Source organism: Loktanella fryxellensis (genome assembly GCF_900110065.1).
In the GTDB taxonomy this organism is placed as follows: Bacteria; Pseudomonadota; Alphaproteobacteria; order Rhodobacterales; family Rhodobacteraceae; genus Loktanella; species Loktanella fryxellensis.
In genome coordinates this window covers 21,653-41,722 of the sequence record NZ_FOCI01000009.1, presented here as the reverse complement: position 1 = coordinate 41,722, position 20,070 = coordinate 21,653, and the positions used below count along the sequence as shown (strand labels likewise).

Annotated in this window: 20 protein-coding genes; 8 read left to right on the top strand and 12 right to left on the bottom strand. The window is 65.9% G+C overall.

Translation table 11 applies throughout. The annotated features are described in order from the left end of the window. Positions 1 to 6 precede the first annotated feature (6 nt). Together dnaK and BMX16_RS08645 are read right to left on the bottom strand one after the other, a co-directional pair. A complete protein-coding gene (gene dnaK / locus BMX16_RS08650) occupies positions 7 to 1,920 on the bottom strand; it encodes a molecular chaperone DnaK (protein ID WP_089901796.1) in 1,914 nt (637 codons plus the stop codon). 194 nt (positions 1,921 to 2,114) lie between these two features. Next, complete coding sequence (locus tag BMX16_RS08645; protein WP_089901793.1) at positions 2,115 to 2,936, bottom strand: ABC transporter permease; 822 nt, start codon at positions 2,934 to 2,936, stop codon at positions 2,115 to 2,117. A 148-nt stretch (positions 2,937 to 3,084) separates the two neighbouring features. Between BMX16_RS08645 and cysQ the strand changes: the two genes are divergently transcribed. From cysQ to BMX16_RS08605, 8 genes are all read left to right on the top strand, one after another. After that, positions 3,085 to 3,885, top strand: coding sequence for a 3'(2'),5'-bisphosphate nucleotidase CysQ (gene cysQ, locus BMX16_RS08640; RefSeq protein WP_089902057.1), 801 nt, complete (start codon positions 3,085 to 3,087; stop codon positions 3,883 to 3,885). Next, positions 3,885 to 4,685, top strand: a complete 801-nt coding sequence (locus BMX16_RS08635; protein WP_089901790.1) for a 3-deoxy-manno-octulosonate cytidylyltransferase — start codon at positions 3,885 to 3,887, stop codon at positions 4,683 to 4,685. The genes cysQ and BMX16_RS08635 overlap by 1 nt, the downstream gene beginning before the upstream one ends. Before the next feature lies 1 nt (position 4,686). After that, complete coding sequence (locus tag BMX16_RS08630) at positions 4,687 to 5,916, top strand: glycosyltransferase family 2 protein (protein ID WP_089901788.1); 1,230 nt, start codon at positions 4,687 to 4,689, stop codon at positions 5,914 to 5,916. 88 nt (positions 5,917 to 6,004) lie between these two features. Beyond that, positions 6,005 to 6,907, top strand: a complete 903-nt coding sequence (locus BMX16_RS08625; protein ID WP_089901785.1) for a UTP--glucose-1-phosphate uridylyltransferase — start codon at positions 6,005 to 6,007, stop codon at positions 6,905 to 6,907. 6 nt (positions 6,908 to 6,913) lie between these two features. Further along, the gene (locus BMX16_RS08620) at positions 6,914 to 8,101 is read left to right on the top strand and encodes a glycosyltransferase family 4 protein (protein ID WP_089901782.1); all 1,188 of its coding nucleotides are present in this window, start codon (positions 6,914 to 6,916) and stop codon (positions 8,099 to 8,101) included. Between the two features lie 41 nt (positions 8,102 to 8,142). Next, positions 8,143 to 9,153 carry a glycosyltransferase family 2 protein gene (locus BMX16_RS08615; protein WP_089901779.1) on the top strand — a complete coding sequence of 337 codons (1,011 nt, stop codon included), beginning with the start codon at positions 8,143 to 8,145 and terminating at the stop codon, positions 9,151 to 9,153. Beyond that, entirely contained in the window at positions 9,150 to 10,847 is a 1,698-nt protein-coding gene (locus tag BMX16_RS08610; RefSeq protein ID WP_089901775.1) for a DUF5927 domain-containing protein, read from the top strand. Before BMX16_RS08615 ends, BMX16_RS08610 begins: the two co-directional genes overlap by 4 nt. A gap of 1 nt (position 10,848) precedes the next feature. Continuing rightward, on the top strand, positions 10,849 to 12,294 hold the full coding sequence (locus tag BMX16_RS08605) for a nodulation protein NodH (protein WP_177174615.1): 1,446 nt from the start codon (positions 10,849 to 10,851) through the stop codon (positions 12,292 to 12,294). A 4-nt stretch (positions 12,295 to 12,298) separates the two neighbouring features. Here the strand turns inward: BMX16_RS08605 and BMX16_RS08600 are convergent, their stop codons facing one another. The 10 genes from BMX16_RS08600 to BMX16_RS08555 form a co-directional block, all read right to left on the bottom strand. After that, positions 12,299 to 12,763 (bottom strand): PTS sugar transporter subunit IIA, encoded by a 465-nt coding sequence (locus BMX16_RS08600; protein WP_089901771.1) that lies wholly within the window; start codon positions 12,761 to 12,763, stop codon positions 12,299 to 12,301. Positions 12,764 to 12,784: 21 nt separating this feature from the next. Further along, positions 12,785 to 13,381, bottom strand: coding sequence for a ribosome hibernation-promoting factor, HPF/YfiA family (hpf, locus tag BMX16_RS08595; protein ID WP_089901767.1), 597 nt, complete (start codon positions 13,379 to 13,381; stop codon positions 12,785 to 12,787). A gap of 227 nt (positions 13,382 to 13,608) precedes the next feature. After that, entirely contained in the window at positions 13,609 to 14,364 is a 756-nt protein-coding gene (lptB, locus tag BMX16_RS08590) for an LPS export ABC transporter ATP-binding protein (RefSeq protein ID WP_089901764.1), read from the bottom strand. After that, the gene (lptA, locus tag BMX16_RS08585; RefSeq protein WP_089901761.1) at positions 14,364 to 14,846 is read right to left on the bottom strand and encodes a lipopolysaccharide transport periplasmic protein LptA; all 483 of its coding nucleotides are present in this window, start codon (positions 14,844 to 14,846) and stop codon (positions 14,364 to 14,366) included. Before lptA ends, lptB begins: the two co-directional genes overlap by 1 nt. 1 nt (position 14,847) lies before the next feature. Then, positions 14,848 to 15,462: a hypothetical protein gene (locus BMX16_RS08580; RefSeq protein WP_089902051.1), complete on the bottom strand. Its 615-nt coding sequence runs from the start codon at positions 15,460 to 15,462 to the stop codon at positions 14,848 to 14,850. Between the two features lie 4 nt (positions 15,463 to 15,466). Then, positions 15,467 to 16,429, bottom strand: coding sequence for a KpsF/GutQ family sugar-phosphate isomerase (locus tag BMX16_RS08575; RefSeq protein ID WP_089901757.1), 963 nt, complete (start codon positions 16,427 to 16,429; stop codon positions 15,467 to 15,469). Further along, on the bottom strand, positions 16,426 to 17,040 hold the full coding sequence (locus BMX16_RS08570; protein WP_089901754.1) for a ribonuclease D: 615 nt from the start codon (positions 17,038 to 17,040) through the stop codon (positions 16,426 to 16,428). Before BMX16_RS08570 ends, BMX16_RS08575 begins: the two co-directional genes overlap by 4 nt. Positions 17,041 to 17,113: 73 nt before the next feature. After that, positions 17,114 to 17,845, bottom strand: a complete 732-nt coding sequence (locus BMX16_RS08565) for an endonuclease/exonuclease/phosphatase family protein (protein ID WP_089901751.1) — start codon at positions 17,843 to 17,845, stop codon at positions 17,114 to 17,116. Beyond that, complete coding sequence (locus tag BMX16_RS08560) at positions 17,842 to 19,197, bottom strand: phospholipase D-like domain-containing protein (RefSeq protein ID WP_089901748.1); 1,356 nt, start codon at positions 19,195 to 19,197, stop codon at positions 17,842 to 17,844. The genes BMX16_RS08565 and BMX16_RS08560 overlap by 4 nt, the downstream gene beginning before the upstream one ends. Positions 19,198 to 19,227: 30 nt before the next feature. After that, entirely contained in the window at positions 19,228 to 19,992 is a 765-nt protein-coding gene (locus BMX16_RS08555; protein ID WP_089901745.1) for a phosphatase PAP2 family protein, read from the bottom strand. Positions 19,993 to 20,070 lie beyond the last annotated feature (78 nt).

Genomic DNA, 20,070 nt, shown 5'->3' with positions numbered 1-20,070 from the left:
GATGCCTTACTTGTTGCGCTTGCCATCGTCGAGATCCTCGAAGTCGGCGTCGAGGATGTCATCCCCTTCGTCGACGCCCTTGCGCGCGTCGGCATTGTCGCCCTCCTCGGCATCCTGGCTGGCCTTGTAGATCGCTTCGCCCAGTTTCATCGCCGATTCGGTGACGTTCTGGATGCCCGACTTTATCTTGGCGACGTTGTCGTTCTCCAGCTCGTCCTTCAGCGCGGCGATGGCCAGCTCGATGGCCTCGATCGTGGTCGGATCGACCTTGGACGCATGCTCTTCCATCGACTTTTCGGTCGAGTGGATCAGGCTTTCCGCCTGATTGCGGGCCTCGACCAAGGCGCGGCGTTCCTTGTCGGCGTCGGCATTCGCCTCGGCGTCCCTGACCATCGCCTCGATGTCCTCGTCCGACAGACCGCCGGACGCCTGAATCGTGATCGTCTGCTGCTTGCCGGTGCCCTTGTCCTTGGCGCCGACCGACACGATGCCGTTGGCGTCGATGTCGAAGGTCACTTCGATTTGCGGCATGCCGCGCGGTGCGGGCGGGATCCCTTCGAGGTTGAACTGACCCAGCATCTTGTTGTCGGCCGCCATCTCGCGCTCACCCTGGAAGACGCGCAGGGTCACGGCGTTCTGGTTGTCCTCGGCGGTCGAGAAGGTCTGCGACTTCTTGGTCGGGATCGTCGTGTTGCGGTCGATCAGGCGGGTGAATACGCCACCGAGCGTTTCGATGCCCAGCGACAGCGGGGTCACGTCCAGCAGCACCACGTCCTTGACGTCACCCTGCAGCACGCCCGCTTGAATGGCGGCACCCAGTGCCACGACCTCGTCGGGGTTCACGCCCTGATGGGGTTCCTTGCCAAAGAACTTGGCGACCTCTTCCTTGACGCGGGGCATGCGGGTCATGCCGCCGACCAGCACGACTTCGTCGATGTCACCGACCGACAGACCCGCATCCTTCAACGCGTCCTTGCACGGTTTGATCGAGTTCTTGATCAGGTCGCCGACAAGGCTTTCCAGCTTGGCGCGGGTCAGCTTCATCACGAGGTGCAGCGGCTGACCGTTCGACCCCATCGAGATGAAGGGCTGGTTGATGTCCGTCGTGGACGACGACGACAGCTCGATCTTGGCCTTTTCGGCGGCTTCCTTCAGCCGCTGCAGGGCCATTTTGTCCTTGGTCAGATCGACGGAGTTCTCTTTCTTGAACTCGTCGGCAAGGTAGTTGACGATCCGCATGTCGAAGTCCTCACCGCCGAGGAACGTGTCCCCGTTGGTGGATTTCACTTCGAACAGGCCGTCGTCGATTTCCAGGATGGTCACGTCGAACGTGCCGCCGCCGAGGTCATAGACCGCGATCGTCTTGGCGTCCTTCTTGTCCAGACCATAGGCCAGTGCGGCCGCCGTCGGCTCGTTGATGATGCGCAGCACTTCGAGGCCGGCGATCTTGCCGGCGTCCTTGGTCGCCTGACGCTGGGCGTCGTTGAAATAGGCGGGCACGGTGATGACGGCTTGCGTCACTTCTTCGCCCAAATAGGATTCTGCGGTTTCCTTCATCTTGCCGAGGATGAACGCGCTGATCTGGCTGGGCGAATACTTGTCGCCGCGCGCCTCGACCCAGGCATCGCCGTTGCCGCCATTGACGACGTTGAACGGCATGTTCTTCTTGTCCTTGGCCAGATCCGCGTCGTCGTAACGACGGCCGATCAGACGCTTGACCGCAAAGATGGTGTTTTCGGGGTTGGTGACGGCCTGACGTTTGGCCGGCTGGCCAACGAGGCGCTCGTCATCCGTGAAGGCGACGATGGACGGCGTGGTGCGGGCACCTTCGCTGTTCTCGATTACACGGGGCTTGCTGCCATCCATGATGGCGATGCAAGAGTTGGTGGTTCCGAGGTCGATGCCGATGACTTTGGCCATGGTTCAAATCCCTTATACTTCAGGCGGTTTGAGAGGCGCAGACCCGTTGCGGCACCTGCGCCCGTTTCACTGATGCGGTTGCCGGACACGCGTCCTGCACCGTCTGTCTGGCGTATATAGGGAGGGGCCACGGGGCCTGCAACGGGGGCCCCGCACCGGCCCCCGTTTTTCCCGTCCGGCCTGTCGCGGTGCAATCAGCGCCCGGCGTTCCAGCTGGCCGATGCCCGGCCGCGGGTATAGTATTCGCCCAGCAGCCCCAGCATCAGCAGGACCAGCGCCACGTAGACCGGATAGGTCGCAGAGCTGAAATGCGGGTTGTAGTTGACGAAGATGTCGCCGCGCAGCTGGTCGATCGTATGGAACAGCGGGTTCCAGTCGAACACCACCAGCATCGACGGTGGCAGGGTGTTGGCCAGGAACATCTTGCCCGACGCGATCATGTTGACGCGCCCATAGATCGAGCTGCCGATGCGCGTGAACTCCGGCGACCATGGCTTGATCGCAAGGAAGATCGTGCCGACGGCCACGCCGGAAAACCACGAGATCATGAACATTTCCAAGGCACCGATCGGATTTTCGATCACGACGGGGGCATAGGTGACATGATAGATGAACAGGATCACGAAGATCGACAGGAACTGCAGATACAGCGACGACAGGGCCGCGGCGCAGATCGAGATGGCGGTGCTCATCGGGGCGTGCTGCATCATGGGGGATGCGGGCCCTTCGGACGCGACGACGGACGACATGGCCTTGGTATGCGCCATGTAGAGGAAGATCCCCGACATGATGTACATCAGGTAATCGCCGCGCACCGCAGCCCCCCGGATGCCCAGCAGCGCGAACATCGCATAGAACGACGCGATCATCAGGACGGACTGGAAGATGTTCATCACCAGACCCATCAGCGGATTGCGATGGTTCTTGCGGATGTCGCGGATCGCGGAGTGATAGATCAGCTCTGCCATGCCCAGCAAGGTGCGGGATCGCGACTTGGGCGTCTGGATCTGAAACATCGGCGGCGTCCTGTGGCTGGCAATCCGGGCCCTGCGGGCTGACCGGCATCTAGACCTTGCCCGGCTGAAGTGGCCAGACCATAAGGGCAAAAGCAACGGTTTTCGATCAAATTGCAGTGTGTCGCAAAATTACGGAGAAAGTATGACCATGGATTTTGCCACGCTGACCACGGTCATGCGGCGACTGGCCCTGCAGGCGGGCGACCGCATCATGGAGATCTACGATTCCCCCGATTTCGAGGTCCGCACCAAGAGCGACGACAGCCCCGTGACCGCCGCGGACGAGGCCGCCGACGCCATCATCAGCGATGGCCTGCGTGCCGCATTTCCCGATGTGGCACTGGTGACAGAGGAGCAGGCGGCGTCCCACGGCGTGACGGCCACCACGTTCCTGATCGTCGATCCGCTGGACGGCACCAAGGAATTCGTGCAGCGGCGCGGCGATTTCACCGTAAACATCGCCTATGTGGTCGACGGCGTGCCGGTGCGCGGCGTCGTCTATGCGCCCGCCAAGGGGCGGTTGTTCTACACCGCCGCCGACGGCCAGTCGGTCGAGGAAACCGGCGATTTCGCCAAGGATGCGCCGGGCGCCACGACGCCGCTGTCGGTCAACGCAACACCCGACAACGCGGCCCTGATGGTCGTGGCGACCAAGTCGCACCGCGATCAGGCGACCGACGACTACATCGCCCGCTACGGCGTGCGCGACATGACCAGCGCCGGATCGTCGCTGAAGTTCTGCCTCGTCGCTGTCGGTGAAGCCGACCTCTATCCCCGACTTGGCCGCACGATGGAATGGGACACGGCGGCGGGTCATGCGGTGCTGACGGGCGCTGGCGGCCATGTGGTCGATTTCGACACGCTGGCCCCGCTGGCCTATGGCAAGGACGGGTTCGCCAACCCGTTCTTCATCGCTTACGCCCCCGGCGTCGCGTTGAAGTCCGCCTGATGTCGGTCCTGATCGTCATCCCCGCCCGCTATGCGTCCACTCGGTATCCGGGCAAGCCGCTGGTCGATCTGCGTGGTGCCAGCGGCGATGCCCGTTCGCTGATCCGGCGGTCGTGGGATGCGGCGATGCAGGTGCCGGGCATCGACCGGGTCGTGGTCGCCACCGACGACGCCCGCATCCGCGACGCTGCGGCAGCCTTCGGTGCAAAGGTCGTGATGACGCCCGAGGCGTGCCGCAACGGCACCGAACGCTGCGCCGCGGCCATCGACGCGATGGATGAAACCTACGACATCGTCGTGAACCTGCAGGGCGACGCGCCGCTGACGCCCGCGTGGTTCATCAGCGATCTGGTGACGGCGCTGGCAGCACGTCCCGACGTGGATGCCGCAACGCCCGTGCTGCGGACCGAGGGGCGCGCGTTGCGCGGGTTCCTCGACGATCGCCGCGCGGGGCGCGTGGGCGGGACGACGGCGGTGTTCGGGCAAAGCCACAACGCGCTCTACTTCTCCAAGGAAGTGATCCCCTATACCGGGCAGGACTGGGCGGACGACGCGATCACCCCCGTCTGGCACCACGTCGGCGTCTATGCCTATCGCCCGGACGCGCTGCGGGCCTATGGCACATGGCCCATCGGCCCGCTGGAGACGCTGGAGGGGCTGGAACAGCTCCGCTTCCTCGAACAGGCGCGTCCGGTGCTGTGCGTCGAGGTCGATGCCAAAGGCCGCCAGTTCTGGGAGTTGAACAATCCCGAGGATGTCCCACGGATCGAGGCGATGCTGCGCGAGATGGGCGCAGACTGACATGCCCGAAGGTGCCGCGGTCAGCGTCATCGTCGTCAGTACCGGACGCCCCGACGCCCTGCGCCGTTGCCTGCTGGGTCTGTCCCAGATCGCCCATCCGCTGTGCGAGGTGATCGTCGTCGCCGACGCCGCATCCCGTCCGGCCATTGCGGCAAGCGGGTTGGCGGATCACGTCAAGGCGGTGTCGTTCGGGGTCCCCAACATCTCGGCCGCGCGCAATGCCGGGCTGGCACTGGCGGCAGGCGACATCGTCGCCTTCATCGACGACGACGCGGTGCCGGAGCCGACATGGCTGACGCGGCTGACGGCACCCTTTGCCGATCCGGTCGTGACGGCGGCGGGTGGCTTCGTGCGCGGGCGCAACGGCATCGCATTTCAGTGGCGCGCGCGGCTGGCCTTTGCGGATGGAGAGGCTGTTCCCATCACCGTGGACCGGGTGCAGCCCACCCTGCTGACCGCCGGACCTGGTCGCGCTGTCAAGACCGAGGGCACCAACATGGCGATCCGCCGCGACGTGCTGCGGGACATGGGCGGGTTCGATCCGGCGTTCGCCTTCTACCTCGACGAGACGGACGTGAACCTGCGGCTGGCGACCATGGGTGCCGTCACCGCCATCGTGCCGCGGGCTGAAGTGCATCACGGCTATGCGGCCAGCGCCCGCCGCACGTCCGACCGTGTGCCGCGGGATCTGTTCCAGATCGGTGCCAGCATCGCCGCATTCCGGCGCAAACATGGCGATGGTGCCGCCTTTACCTCGCAGGCTGCGCGGGATCAGCAGCGGCAACGCCTGCTGGGGCACATGGTGGCGGGGCGGCTGATGCCGGGCGACGTGCCGCGCCTGCTGCGCACCTTCGACGCCGGGTGGGAGGACGGACTGGCGCGGGCGCTGGGCCAATATCCCGCCTTTGCCGCATCACCGCCATTCCTGCGGTTTCCGACGACCCGGCGGCCCCATATCGTCATAGGGACGGGTCTGCGTGGGGCGCAGGTGGCACGGGCGCGGGCAGCGCGAGCCGTGGCGGACGGGGCCGTCGTGTCGCTGATCATGCTGTCGCCGACGGCATTGTTCCACCGCATCAGGTTCACCGATGCGGGGGTGTGGGAACAGACCGGGGGGCAGTTCGGGCGGTCGGACCGCGGCGGGCCGCTGGTGCGGATGATGCGGCGCAAGGCCCGCGTCGCGGCAGAGATGGCGCGCGTGGTGGCGGTGCGCGATCCCTTTGCGCCTTGATCGCTTTCGATTTGCCACGATTTCTTCATAGATTAAGCTGAAACGTTACCGATACCCGTGCGATCCGATCCTGAAAGCGAGTTGCACCATGCGAGCCAAGATCACGAAAGCCATTTTTCCCGTTGCCGGTCTGGGCACCCGGTTCCTGCCTGCCACCAAGGTCGTGCCCAAGGAAATCATGACCCTCGTGGATCGGCCCCTGATCCAGTATGCCATCGACGAGGCGCGGGCGGCGGGCATCACCGATTTCATCTTCGTCACCGCGCGTGGCAAAACCGCGCTGGAAGATTACTTTGACCGGTCGCCCGATCTGGAACGCACGCTGGAGGAGGCGGGCAAGACCGACTTGCTGGCGACCCTGCGGGCCACGAACATGGACAGCGGCGCCATCGCCTGCGTCCGGCAGGACAAGGCGCTGGGTCTGGGTCATGCGGTCTGGTGCGCGCGGCGGCTGATCGGCGACGTACCCTTCGCCGTGCTGCTGCCCGACGACGTGATCGCGGCGGACAAGCCATGCCTGCAACAGATGGTCGAGGCGTATGACCACACCGGCGGCGCGATGGTTGCCACGATGAAGGTCGCACCAGAGGCGACGTCGTCCTACGGCGTCCTCGATCTGGCGACCGGGGCCGATCCCATCGGACGGGTCGTCAAGGCCCGCGGCATGGTGGAAAAGCCCGCCCGCGGGACGGCGCCGTCGAACCTTGCGGTCATCGGGCGCTACATCCTGACGCCGCAGGTCATGGCCAACATCGGCCATGTCGGGCGCGGCGCGGGTGGAGAGATCCAGTTGACCGACGCCATCGCCATGGAGATCGCGGCAGGCCGCGACGTGTTCGGCTATCGCTTCGACGGGATGCGCTACGACTGCGGGTCGAAGGCGGGGTATCTGCAGGCGACCGTGGCCTTCGCCCTCGACCGGCCGGAACTGCGGGACGACCTGCAGGCCTATCTGATCGACCGGCTGGCGCACCGCCACGCGGCGCAATAGGGTCCGGTGCCGGGGGCGCGCCTGCTGGATGTGACGCGGCTTGCGTCCCGCGCCGGTCTGCTGCCGACCGGCGTGGATCGGGTAGAGCTTGCCTATCTGCGGGCGCTGACGGCGGATGGCGGCAGGCCGGTGTTCGGGCTGTGCCGCACGGCGCTGGGGTTCGTCCTGCTGGACCGCATCGGGCTGCTGGCGTTGGGGCAGGCGGTGGCAACGCGCGATTTTGGCCGGGCCGACTGGCTGTCGCGGTTGAACAGACGACTGACGCCCGCGGCGCGGCTGGGGCAAAGCTTTGTGCGGCGTCATGCGATGGCACGGTCCACCCGTCGCAGGTTGCCCCGCCTGCTGGCGCGGGTGCCCGCCGGGTTCACGTATTTCAACGTCGGCCACAGCAACCTGACTGATGCGGTGTGCCGCGGGATCAGGGCATGCGACGGTGCGCGCATCGCGATCCTGATCCACGACACGATCCCGCTGGACTGGCCAGACATGCAGCGTGCGAACACCGTCGCCGCCTTTGCCGCGAAGCTGCAGGTGGCACAGCGCCATGCGGACCGGATCATCTGCACGTCCGCCGCCTGTGCCGCCGATGTGACGCGGCATATGGCGGGCCACGGCCCGGTGCCGCCCATCGTGACGGCACATCTGGGGCTGGACCTGCCCCGCCCCGCGCCAGAGGAGATTCCGCCCGGCGTCATGCCGCTGCGACCCTATTTCGTGGCGCTGGGCACGATCGAGCCGCGCAAGAACCATGCCCTGCTGCTGGATGTCTGGGACAACTGGGGACCCGGCGCGCCCGCCCTGCTGATCTGCGGGCGGCGGGGCTGGCGCAATACGGAGGTCTTTGCCCGGCTGGATGCGGGCGTGCCCCACGTCCACGAGGTGACGGACCTGTCCGACGGGGCCATCGCGGCGCTGCTGGCGGGGTCGCGGGGGCTTGTGTTTCCGTCCTTTGCCGAAGGGTTCGGCCTGCCCCCGCTGGAGGCGGCATCGCTGGGCGCACCGCTCATCTGCGCCGACCTGCCCGCCTGCCGCGAGCTCTTGGGCGACTGGGCCGTTTACGTGGACCCCAAAGATCAGTATCGGTGGAAAAAAGAGGTCGAGCGGCTGGCGGATGCAACATCACGGGATCGTCGGGCGGCGTTCGTTCCGCCATCCTGGACTGCGCATTTTAGAGCGGTGTTATCGGATGCCTGATACGGTCATCCGGATGGAGCAAAGCTGAAGAAGGGAGCGCGGTGGGCGCCTGGCGGTCATACCGGCTGCGGTTGCAGCGCAAGAAGTGGCTGGTGCGGGCCTTCCGCAAGCGGCGGGAATTGCGCTGCGTGGTGGACCGCACGGCACAGATCAGGCCGGATGGCATCCTCGTCTTCAGCACGTTCCGCAACGAGGATGTGCGCCTGCCCTATTTCCTCGACTACTATCGTGGTCTGGGCGTCGATCATTTCATCCTCGTGGACAACGACAGCACCGATGGGGCGGGCGCATGGCTGGCCGACCAGCCCGACGTGACGCTGTTCCACACCACCGCAAGCTACAAGCGGGCCCGGTTCGGTGTGGACTGGCTGAACCATCTGCAGCGCAGATATGCCCATGGCCACTGGGCGCTGGTCGTCGATCCCGACGAATTGCTGGTCTATCCGTTCTGCGACACGCGGCCCCTGCGGGCGCTGACCGACTGGCTGGACGCGTCGTCGATCAGGTCGTTCGGGGCGATGCTGCTGGATATGTATCCCAAGGGGCGCATCGGCGATGTGCCCTATATCCGCGGCACAGACCCGCTGCAGGTCGCCGGCTGGTTCGACAGCGGTAACTACACGATCAAGCGCAACCCGAAATTCGGCAACCTGTGGATCCAGGGCGGCGTGCGGATGCGGTCGTTCTTTGCCGATGCGCCCGGAAAGGCGCCGTCGCTGAACAAGGTGCCGCTGGTGAAGTGGGACAGGCGCTATGCCTATGTCAACAGCACCCATATGCTGCTGCCGCAGGGGCTGAACCTCGTCTATGACGAATGGGGGGGCGAAATGGCAAGCGGCGTGCTGCTGCACACCAAGTTCCTGTCGACCTTCACCGAAAAGGTCCGCGAAGAGCTGGATCGCCGTCAGCACTTTGCCAACAGCCGCGAATACCGGGCTTATGCAGAGGCGGGCGACGCCAACCCCGACCTGTGGTGCAAGTGGTCCGAACGCTACATCAACTGGCGGCAGCTGGAGATCCTCGGGCTGTTGTCGAAGGGAAACTGGGCATGACGCTGGGCATCGTCATGCTGGTCCATGCCGACTTTGACCGGGCGGAACAACTGGCGCGCCATTGGGTCGCCGGGGGATGTCCGGTGGTGATCCATGTGGATCGCAAGGTCCGGGCCGCGCAGTTCGAGCGGTTCCGCGCGGCTTTGGCCGACCAGCCGACCGTCCTGTTCAGCACGCGTCATCGCTGCGAATGGGGTGCGTGGGGGATCGTCGCTGCGACGCAGGCCGCGTCGGAGCTGATGCTGGCCCGTTTCACGCAGGTGCGGCACGTCTATCTGACGTCGGGGTCGTGCATGCCGTTGCGCCCGGTGGCGGACCTCCGGCGCTACCTCGACAGTCGTCCGCGCACCGATTTCATCGAGAGTGCGACCACCGCCGACGTGCCTTGGACGGTCGGTGGCCTCGACCACGAACGCTTTACCCTGCAGTTTCCGTTTTCATGGCGGCGGCAGCGCAAGCTTTTCGACCGCTATGTCGCACTGCAGCGCAGGGTCGGCTATCAGCGGCGCATCCCTGACGGGATCGTGCCGCACATGGGATCGCAGTGGTGGTGCATGACGCGCCAGACCCTGTCGGCGATCCTCGGTGACCCGGACCGGCGTCGCAACGACGCCTATTTCGCCAAGGTCTGGATTCCGGACGAAAGTTATTTCCAGTCGCTGGCGCGGCTCTATTCCGTCAGCATCGAAAGCCGGTCGCTGACCTTGTCCAAATTCGATTTCCAGGGCAAGCCGCACATCTTCTACGACGATCACCTGCAACTGCTGCGGCGGTCCGACTGCTTCGTCGCGCGCAAGATCTGGCCGCGCGGCGATCGCCTGTACGGCACGTTCCTCAAGGACGACGCCACGGCCATGACGGCGAGCGAGCCCAATCCCGGCAAGATCGACCGCATCTTCTCCAAGGCGGTCGATCTGCGGACCAAGGGGCGTCCGGGTCTGTACATGCAAAGTCGCTGGCCGCGACACGACCGGGAAAACGGCATCACGTCCGGGCCGTATGCGGTCTTTGGCGGTCTGGCCGAGCTGTTCGAAAATTTCGAGCCGTGGTTGGCCAAAGCGACCGGCATGCGCGTGCATGGCCACCTGTTCAATCCGCACCGGGTGGAGTTCGACGGGCGGCAGAAGATCTTCAACGGTGCGTTGACCGACAATCCGGCGATCCGGGAATACGATTCCCAGCGGTTCCTGACGAACCTGATCTGGAACACGCGCGGCGAACGGCAGGCGTTCCAGTTCTCGCCCGCGGATACGCAAGGCATCCGGTACCTCGTGGCCCGCGATCAGAATGCCTATGTCTGCGTCGTCTCGGGCGTGTGGGCCGTGCCGCTGTTCCAGTCGAACGGCAACTTCGGCGAATTGCGACACCGGGCCGCGCATCTGCAACGCGTCGAAAGCGAATGGCTGGACATCCTGCGGTCGCCCTGGACCAAGGCGCGGGTGCGGATCTGGACCATGGCGGATTTCATCGACAGCCCGATGGAGGCGTTGCAGCAGGTGGTCGACGATCTGGTGGGTGGCGGCGTCCGGCGGCTGAACGAAGCGCCTCGGATGCACGACCTGACAGGCTTCGGTCAGTTCCTGCAAAACCTCAAGAATCAGGGGATGCACCCGCATCTGATGGGCGATTTCCCGGTTGGGAGCGCGCCGTTGCATCAGGCCCCGAAACCCCGCAAACCCTATCTGGTCAATTAAAGTGTCAAAATACGATTACTTCGTGGTCTTTGCGGAAATGCGGACCGGGTCCAATTTTCTCGAGGCGAACCTGAACATGAACGACGGCGTCGCCTGTCTGGGCGAGGCGTTCAATCCGCATTTCATCGGTTATCCCAACAGTGCCGACGTGCTTGGCGTCACGCAGGGTGAGCGTGAGGCCGATCCGCAAATGCTGATCGACCGGATCAAGGCGGCCCCCGGTCTGAACGGTTTTCGCTTCTTCAACGATCACGACGGCCGCGTGCTGGACATCGCGCTGACCGATCCGCGGTGTGCCAAGATCGTGCTGACGCGTAATCCCGTCGACAGCTTCATCAGCTGGAAGATCGCCAAGGCCACCGGCCAGTGGAAACTGACGAACGCCACCCATGCCAAGACCGAAACTGTCCCCTTCGACGCGGCGGAGTTCGAGGCGCATCTGGCCGCCCTGCAGCAGTTCCAGACCCTGATCCTGAACACGCTGCAACGCAGCGGGCAGACCGCGTTCCACGTCGCCTACGAGGACCTGCAGGATGTGGCGGTGATGAACGGCCTCGTCCGCTGGCTGGGCGTGGACAGCGAGATCACGGCGCTCAACAAAAAGCTGAAGAAGCAAAATCCCATGCCAATGGCCAACAAGGTGGCCAACTTTGCACAGATGGAGCAGGCGCTGGCGCGGCTGGACAGGTTCAATTTGTCGCGCACACCGAACTTCGAGCCGCGTCGGGGGCCGATGATCCCGACCTATGTCGCCGCGGCAAACAGTCCGCTGTTGTACATGCCGCTGAAATCCGGACCGAATGCAGCCGTGCAGGACTGGCTGGCGGCGCTGGACGAGGTGACGCCTGCCGACCTGCGGACCGGGTTCGGGCAAAAGACGCTGCGCGACTGGCAGCGGGCGCATGTCGAACATCGCACGTTCACCGTCATCCGCCATCCGGTCGTCTGGGCCCATACGGCGTTCTGCGACCGCATTCTTGCGACCGGGCCCGGCACCTTTGCGGAAATTCGCGGGACGTTGCGCAAGATTCACGGCGTTGCCGTGCCCGACGGCGGGCCCGTGCCGGAAACCGATGTGGTCTACGACATGAAGGCGCACCGCCTCGCGTTCCTCGCGTTCCTGCGTTTCCTGCGCAACAACCTGTCCGCACAGACCGCAGTGCGCACCGACGCAGCCTGGGCGTCGCAGTCGTCGCTGCTGCAGGGAATGGCGGACTTCGGCGTGGCCGACGTGGTTGCGCGCGAGGCTGGTCTGCGGGGACATCTGGCATGGCTGGCGGGCCAGATCGGTCGCACCACGATGCCGCCGCTACCAGCCGTAACCGATCCGCATGGCGCACGGTTGGCGGCGATCTATGACGACGCGGTCGAGATTGCGGCGCAGGACGCCTACGGTCGTGATTACGACGCCTTCGGGTTCGGCCCGCTGTCGCGAACCGACGCCTGACGCGTCACGCGGCCTGAATGGACTGCGCTTCAGTGAGGATGGCATAAAGCTTGCCCGGGTCGGTGTTGGCGCGCAGTTTCGCGCAGACATCGGGCAGGCGCATGGTGCGCGACACCAGCGCCAGCGCCCGCAGGTGCTCGACACCGGCCTGCTCTGGCGCCAGCAGGGCGAAGACCAGATCGACCGGTTGCCGGTCCACCGAATCGAAATGCAGCGGCTTTTCCAGCCGCAGGAACAAGCCCTGGATGCGGTCCACATCGGGCAACCGGGCGTGGGGCAGGGCGATACCATGCCCCACGCCGGTCGGCCCGAGGGCCTCTCTCTCGATCAGCGCATTGACCACATCACCGGCCTTCGGGCCGTAGGTCTGTTCGGCCAACGCACCCAGATCGTGGAACAACCGCTTCTTGCTGGTGCAGCCGCCCACGACCTTGACGGCGCCTTGCTGCAGAATGTCGGCCAGTTGCATCGGTCAGTCGATCTCCAGAGGTCAGTTTGTGGCGGCTCTATCCGCATCGTGCGGGTCGATCCAGCCGATATTGCCATCGTCACGCTTGTAGACCACGTTGATGCGGCCCTGCTTTTCGTTGCGGAACACCATGACGGCGGCGTGGGACAACTCCATCTGCATCACGGCCTCACCCACGGACAGCGACGGGATCTTGGCCTCGGTCTCGGCGACGATGACCGGGGCGTCGTGGCCCTCGGCGGGATCGTCCTCGACCTCGTCGGTGGTGGCGGCAAGGATGTATTCGCCGCCGCCCGACATGGCGACCGGATCCGGCCGATCACGGTGATGGTCCTTCAAGCGGCGCTTGTACCGGCGAAGCTGCTTGTCCATCTTTTCGCAGCAGGCGTCGAAGGCCGCATAGATCTCCGGATCGCGGCCAGAGGCCTGCACGGTCAGACCTGTGGACAGATGGACCACCGATTCAGCGACATGCTCGTGCCCCGACTTAGAAAACACGACATAGGCCTCGGTCGGGCGGCCGGCATACTTTGACAGGGTCTGCCCCAGTTCCGTCTCGACGTGGGTCTGTAGGGCCGCACCGATGTCGATCTGTTTTCCGCTGATCTGATACCGCATGATCTCTCCTGTTGCGATGGCACTCGGCGTTTCCGGACCAAGCCGCGGATCGGTCGCCCGGTTCCACGTCACGGACCGGAAACGATGAATCCTTGATCCTGATCATGTCCCGGATGCGACGGACCCGGTGGGGCCCGGTGCGGTGCGACAGGCGGATGACAAGGTCTCCATCCCTCTTATTGAGCGCCAAGGGACCCGCATTTGTCAATGGCGGGGCGTGGTTGGCGTCAATTCACGCGGAACCCTTCGCCCAGATAGACACGGCGCACATTCTCGTCCTGCACGACTTCGGCGGTCGTCCCGCTCATCAATACGCGGCCATCGTGCAGGATGTAGGCGCGATCGACGATCTGCAGGGTTTCCTGCACGTTGTGGTCGGTGATCAGCACACCGATGCCGCGCGTCTTCAGGTCGGCCACCAGATGACGGATCTCTGCCACGGCGATGGGATCCACCCCGGCGAAAGGTTCGTCCAGCAGCACGTATTTCGGCCCTGCGGCCAGACAGCGGGCTATTTCGGCGCGCCTTCGTTCACCGCCAGACAGGGCCACGGCGGGCGCGCGGCGCAGATGCTCGATCGAGAATTCGGTCAGCAGCTGTTCCAGCCGGTCGCGCCTGCGTTTCTTGGACGGCTCGGCGATCTGCAGGACGGCCTTGATGTTGTCCTCGACCGTCAGGCCCCTGAAAATCGACATTTCCTGCGGCAGATAGCCGATCCCGCGATTGGCGCGGCGATACATCGGCATCGTCGTCACATCCTCGCCGTCGACGGTGACGCGCCCCCCCTCCAGCGTGATGAGGCCGGCGATCAGGTAAAAGCACGTCGTCTTGCCCGACCCGTTCGGACCCAGAAGGGCCACGACCTCGCCCCGGCCCAGATGCAGGCTGACGTCGCGGATCACCGGCCGCTTGCGATAGCTCTTGCGCAGGTTCGTGACCCGCAGGCCCGTGCCGTCGTCGGGGATCGCCGGGTCGCGGGGCATCAGTTGTTGCCGTCCTGACGGAACACGGTGCGGACGCGCCCCGTCATCTGCGCCGTGCCGGTGTCCAGGTTCACCACCATACGCTCGGCCGACAGGGCGCTGGCGCCTTGCGTCAGCAACACGTCGCCCGTCATGGTCAGGGTCCCGGCGACGAGGTCGTAATCCGCCTCTGCCGCCTCTGCCGCTTCTGTGGGTGTGGCAAAGGTGACGCCGCCGCTGGCCTGCAGGCGGGTGATGTCGCCGGTTGCGTCGGAATATGTCACCTGCACCTGCGGCGCCGACAGCCGCAGGTCGCCCTGACCGATCACCACGTTGCCGCTGAACACGGCGCTGCCGGTTTCCTGATCGACGTTCAGGTTGTCGGCGGTCACTTCGACCGGGGCATTCGGATCGGCGCTGATGCCGCCCAGGTCGATGTTCGTCTGGGCACTGGCCGGGGCCGCGAACAGCAGCAGGACGGCAGTCAGATAGCGGCGGAGCATGTCAGTCGTCCTTTGGTGCGGTTGAGGGTGTATAGACCAAATTCACGCCATCGGTGAACGCGATGTGGCCACCGGCGCCATCCTGCGCGGTCTCGACCGTGACCTGACCGGCGGACAGTCGCCCGAACGGGGCCTGCGCCTCCAGCGGGCCATCGGACGTGATGGTGCCGCTGTCCATGTCGGCGCGCAGACCGGCGGTTTCCATGGTGTAGCCGTCGGACGTCTCCAGCCGGGCCAGACCGTCCAGCCGTGCGGTGCGGGCAACCGTGTCGATGCTGCCTGTCCCCGCCGTGATGCGCAGCGAGGTGCCGTCGGTGCCATCCAGCGACAGGTGCGGGCGGTCGATGTCGATCTGCGAGCCGCCGTCCGCCGCCGGGCGCGCGGCCTCGGCGCTGATCTGCAAGGTGTCGCCGGTGCTGGTCAGCCCGGAAAAGCGGGGTGACGCCACGCGCTGTTCCGCCGCCGCCGCGTCGATCTGGGCAAAGGGAATGTCGTCGGACGCCCCGTCGCCGCGCGCGAACAGGAACAGCGTGGACAGCAGCATGAGGGCGGCGAGCGGCAACAGGATCTTGAGCCAGCCGACGATCACCGAATGCAGGTTCGACGTATGGGCCATCAGGTCAGACCACGCCCGCACGCAGGCAGTCGTGGATGTGCAGGATGCCCGCGACCTGTCCGCCCGCATCCACCGCGAACAGGCAGGTGATCTTGCGGTCGTTCATCACCGCGACGGCGGTTTCCGCCAGCGCGTCGCTGCGCACCGTGGTGGGATTGCGGGTCATCACCTGTTCGGCGGTATGATCCAGCAGGCCCTGCATGTGGCGCCGCAGGTCGCCGTCGGTGATGATGCCGGCAAGCTGCCCGTCATCGGACAGGATCCCCGCCACACCGAACCCACGCTGAGAGATCGTCAGCAGCACGTCGCCCATCGGCGTGTCGTGATCGACCAGCGGCAGTTCGCCCCCGGTGTGCATCAGGTCGCGCACCTTGGACAGGCGTGCGCCCAGCTTGCCGCCCGGATGCACGTCGCGGAAGTTTTCGGGCGTGAACTGCCGATGTTCCATCAGCGCGATGGCCAGCGCATCGCCCAGCGCCAGCGTCATGGTGGTGGAGATGGTGGGCACCACGCCGGTCCCGCACGCCTCGCCCAGTTGCGGCAGCACCAGCGCCACGTCGGACTGCGTCAGCAGCGTGCTGTCCGGGCGGCTGGCGACCCCGATCAGGGGAATGGCGAAACGTCGGGTATAGGCCACGATATCCGACAGTTCCGGCGTCTCGCCGGAATTGGACAGCACGATGACCGCGTCGCCGGGTGTCAGCATCCCCAGATCGCCGTGGCTCGCCTCGGCGGGGTGGACGAAGTGGGCGGGCGTGCCCGTGCTGGCAAAGGTCGCGGCGATCTTGCGGGCGATGTGACCGGACTTGCCCATGCCGGACACGATGATGCGCCCGCGCGCGTCCAGCAGCACCTGCACGGCGGCGGCGAAACTGTCGCCCAACGAGTCGGACAGGATGTGCAGGGCCTCAGCCTCTGCGGCGATGACGCGGCGACCGGTGTCGCGGAATGTGGCGTCCATCGTCATGCGTGGTAGAACACGTCGCTGTCGGCCCAGCCGAGCAGGTCGAGTTGCGCGCGCGTCGGCAGGAAGTCGAAGCACGCCTGCGCCAGATCCTGCCGCCCTTCGCGCACCAGCCTGCGGTTCAGTTCGTCGCGCAGGCGGTGCAGGTGCAGCACGTCGGACGCCGCATAGTCAAGCTGCGCCGGCGTCAGGTCGGCGGCACCCCAGTCGCTTTGCTGCTGGTATTTGGAGATGTCGATGCCCAGCAATTCCTGCACCAGCTGCTTCAACCCGTGGCGGTCGGTATAGGTGCGCACCATGCGCGACGCGATCTTGGTACACCAGACAGGGGCCGTCACCACATCATAGGTCTGGAACAGCGCCGCGATGTCGAAGCGGCCATAGTGAAACAGCTTCAGCGTGGCGGGGTCCGCCAGCATCCGGCACAGGTTCGGCGCGGGGGCGGGGTCGCGGGCGACCTGCACCAGATGGCAGTCGCCGTCGCCTGCGGACATCTGGATCAGACACAATCTGTCGCGGCGCGGCAGCAGTCCCATCGTCTCGCAGTCGATGGCGACGATGGGGCCAAGGCTCAGCCCATCCGGCAGGTCGTGGTGATGAAGGTGGTTCGCCATGGTCCGCCGTGCCTGTTGCCGCAACACGCCGTGCCTGTTGCTGATCAGCAGATAGGTCGGTGTGGCCCGCCCCTCAACCCCTGTGGTGTGCTGTGGGCCCAGCAGTAGCGGTCGGCCACGTCACGCTGGCGCGGATCGGCAGATGGTCAGACCCCTTGCGCGAGAGGGTCGTGTCGATCATCGACAGATCGTGCATGGCAATCTCCTCGGACAGGCCGATCCGGTCCAGCGGGGCCAGTCGCCAGCGGGCGTGATAGGAATGGCCGGGCGTGTGCAGCGCGAACACCCGCGCCAACGGGCCAAGACCGCGCCGCGCCGACCATTCGTTCAGGTCGCCGCCGATCACCATGGGGCCAGTGTCCTGTTCGGCGATCCAGTCGATCAACGCCTGTTGCTGACCCAGCCTCGAGCGGCGCAGCAATCCCAGATGCGCGCCGATCACCCGCAGCGGACCGAGCGGTGTCCTGACCAGCGCACTGATCGCACCGCGCGGTTCCAGCCCCGGCAGGGTGATGCGGTCGGTGGCGGCAACGGCCCAGTCGGGCCGCACGAGGATCGCATTGCCGTGCCACCCCAGACTGACGCCGTTCACGGCTATGGGCACCGGCACCAGCCCGCAGTCCGGGATCAGGTCCATCGGCAGCGCGGTGCGCCGCTGGCCCAGCCGCAGGTCGGCCTCCTGCAGGATCACGATGTCGGCCTGCGCCTCCTTCAGGATGGTCAGGATGCGGTGCGGGTCGCGGCGGCGGTCGGTGCCCACCGCCTTGCGGATATTGTAGGACAGGATGCGGATGGGTGTGGTCACAGGACGGGTGCTCCGATGCGGAACAGACCTTCGCCCACGCGGCGCAGGAATTTCGCTGGCGCGATGCCTTCTTCGCAGTACTGGAACTGGGCCGCGAACCAGTCGTCGATGCGGCCGACGCTGCCTGCATCGTGCAGGATCAGCGCATCCTCGAAGTTCAGCAGCATGCTGCGCACGTCGAAATTCACCGACCCGATATAAGCCACATCGTCGATGATCCCGGCCTTGGCGTGGATCATGCCGCGGTTGAACTTCAGCACCCGCGCACGGGACCGGTGCAGGTCGCGCAGATAGGCTCCGCGGGCGAAGTCGGCGATCTTCTGGTTCGACCTCCGCGGCAGCATGATCCGCACGTCGATCCCGCGACGGCCTGCGATCAGCAGGGCTTCGGCAAGGGTATCGGTGGGCAGGAAATAGGGCGTCACGATCCATATGCGCCGTTCGGCCCGGTGGATGGCGCTGACCAGCGCATCGTGCAGCCCGTCATGCCGCAGATCCGGGCCGGAGGGCGCGACCTGCACCACGGCGGTGCCGCTGCCCGGTGGGGGAAAGGGTGCCGGCGCGATGGCCTCGCCGCCCGTACCGTCCCAGTCCGACGCGAACACGTCGTCGAAACTGCCTACCGCCGGTCCGGTCAGGCTGAACGCAAGGTCGGTCCACACGTCGGGGCCTTTGCCCATGTATTCCTCGCCCACGTTCATGCCGCCGGCAAAGACGCGGGTGTTGTCCACGACCACGATCTTGCGGTGATTGCGCAGGTTCAGGTGCCCGCGCATCGGCGGCTGCACGAAAGGCGAGAACCAGTGCACCTCTCCTCCCGCCGCGATTAGTGCCTTCAGCGCGTGGCGGGGCGGAAACAAGCTGCCGAGGCGGTCGATGATCAGCCGCACCTTGACCCCCGCCCGCGCCCGTTCCGTCAGCGCGGTGACGAAGGCGCGCCCGATGTCGTCGCGCGCGACGATATAGAACTGCGCGTCGATGCGGGTCTGCGCGCCCTTCACCATGTCGAACAGGGCCGTGCGCGCCGCTTCGGGGCTGTCGTGCAGGGTGAACGTATGCCCACCCGTGGCCCCCGGCAGGCGGTAGCTGCGGAGCATGTGATCCACCGCATTCTGCGGGTCGGTGCCACCCAGCGGGCGCATGGTCAGCGCGCCCGGTCCCGCCGCCCGCTTGCGCACGCCAAGGCCGACGAAGATCGGGATCGCCAGATAGGGCACCATGATGAGGAACAGAAGCCACGCCGCCGTCGATTGCGGCGACCGCCGCTGTTGCAGCAGATAGGTGGCCGCCGCCAGCACCACGAAGCCGATGAGGACGATTTCGCCGTGGGTGATGAGCCAGTCGAACGGCAAGGGGCAACTCCTGCGCAGGTCTGCCGCAAGCTAGACCCCTGCGGCGGATTGTCCATTCCCGGTCGGCTCCGGTTCCGCGACGGGCCGCGTCAGGGTCGAGGCGAGGATGACGGCCAGCGCAATGGCTGCGGCCATGCTTGTCGCGGCCATGCGGTGACGCGGGGCAGTGGGGCGGGGCGTCATGTGGGCGGCACATGTCAGCCCTGCGGTGAGCCAGAGCCCGCCCAGCAGATAACCGCCAAGGATATCCGTCAGGTAATGCTGCCCCAGATAGATGCGGGTGCCGCCGATCACGACGGCGCACAGGACGGCGGCGGCGATTGCCGGGCCGCGCCGGATGAGGTGCAGCCGCGCTGACACGATCCACAGCATCGCCCAGACAGCGATGGCCCCCGCCGCATGGCCGCTGGGAAAACTGCCCGAGGTTTCGATGAAATACCCCATCGCGGGCCGGGGCCGGTCGAAGGCCGCCTTCAGCAACGTAACGCTGACGAGGTTGCCCAGCGCCGCGACCCAGACCGCGGCCAGCAGATCGCTGCGCCGCAGCAGCAGCAGCGCCACCGTGGCACCTGCCAGCAGCGGCAACACCCCGTGCCGTCCGCCGATGCGGGTGATCCAACCCATGACGGCCACGCCCGCGTCGCTGCGCAGCGGATACACCGCGTCGGCGATGCGGTGATCCAGCACGATGTCGCCGCCTGTCGCCGCATAGGCGGCAAGGGCCGCCAGCAGGGCCAGCGAGAGCAGGAAAGCCGCGCTCCGAAGCCGCCGATGCGCCGTGTCGATCTGTGGCATGGTGCGCGTCCAGGTTTGCCGGCGGAAACGAAAACCCCCCGAAACCGAAGGGTTTCAGGGGGATTTTTTCGATCCGGT

Coding starts and splice junctions, on each gene's coding strand:
- lptA (WP_089901761.1), bottom strand. CDS start 14,846: ATGCTCCGCCGCTATCTGACTGCCGTCCTGCTGCTGTTCGCGGCCCCG.
- BMX16_RS08600 (WP_089901771.1), bottom strand. CDS start 12,763: ATGCAACTGGCCGACATTCTGCAGCAAGGCGCCGTCAAGGTCGTGGGC.
- BMX16_RS08610 (WP_089901775.1), top strand. CDS start 9,150: ATGACGCTGGGCATCGTCATGCTGGTCCATGCCGACTTTGACCGGGCG.
- BMX16_RS08625 (WP_089901785.1), top strand. CDS start 6,005: ATGCGAGCCAAGATCACGAAAGCCATTTTTCCCGTTGCCGGTCTGGGC.
- BMX16_RS08575 (WP_089901757.1), bottom strand. CDS start 16,429: ATGACGATGGACGCCACATTCCGCGACACCGGTCGCCGCGTCATCGCC.
- cysQ (WP_089902057.1), top strand. CDS start 3,085: ATGGATTTTGCCACGCTGACCACGGTCATGCGGCGACTGGCCCTGCAG.
- BMX16_RS08570 (WP_089901754.1), bottom strand. CDS start 17,040: ATGGCGAACCACCTTCATCACCACGACCTGCCGGATGGGCTGAGCCTT.
- BMX16_RS08635 (WP_089901790.1), top strand. CDS start 3,885: ATGTCGGTCCTGATCGTCATCCCCGCCCGCTATGCGTCCACTCGGTAT.
- BMX16_RS08555 (WP_089901745.1), bottom strand. CDS start 19,992: ATGCCACAGATCGACACGGCGCATCGGCGGCTTCGGAGCGCGGCTTTC.
- BMX16_RS08630 (WP_089901788.1), top strand. CDS start 4,687: ATGCCCGAAGGTGCCGCGGTCAGCGTCATCGTCGTCAGTACCGGACGC.
- lptB (WP_089901764.1), bottom strand. CDS start 14,364: ATGCCCCGCGACCCGGCGATCCCCGACGACGGCACGGGCCTGCGGGTC.
- BMX16_RS08580 (WP_089902051.1), bottom strand. CDS start 15,462: ATGGCCCATACGTCGAACCTGCATTCGGTGATCGTCGGCTGGCTCAAG.
- hpf (WP_089901767.1), bottom strand. CDS start 13,381: ATGCGGTATCAGATCAGCGGAAAACAGATCGACATCGGTGCGGCCCTA.
- BMX16_RS08645 (WP_089901793.1), bottom strand. CDS start 2,936: ATGTTTCAGATCCAGACGCCCAAGTCGCGATCCCGCACCTTGCTGGGC.
- dnaK (WP_089901796.1), bottom strand. CDS start 1,920: ATGGCCAAAGTCATCGGCATCGACCTCGGAACCACCAACTCTTGCATC.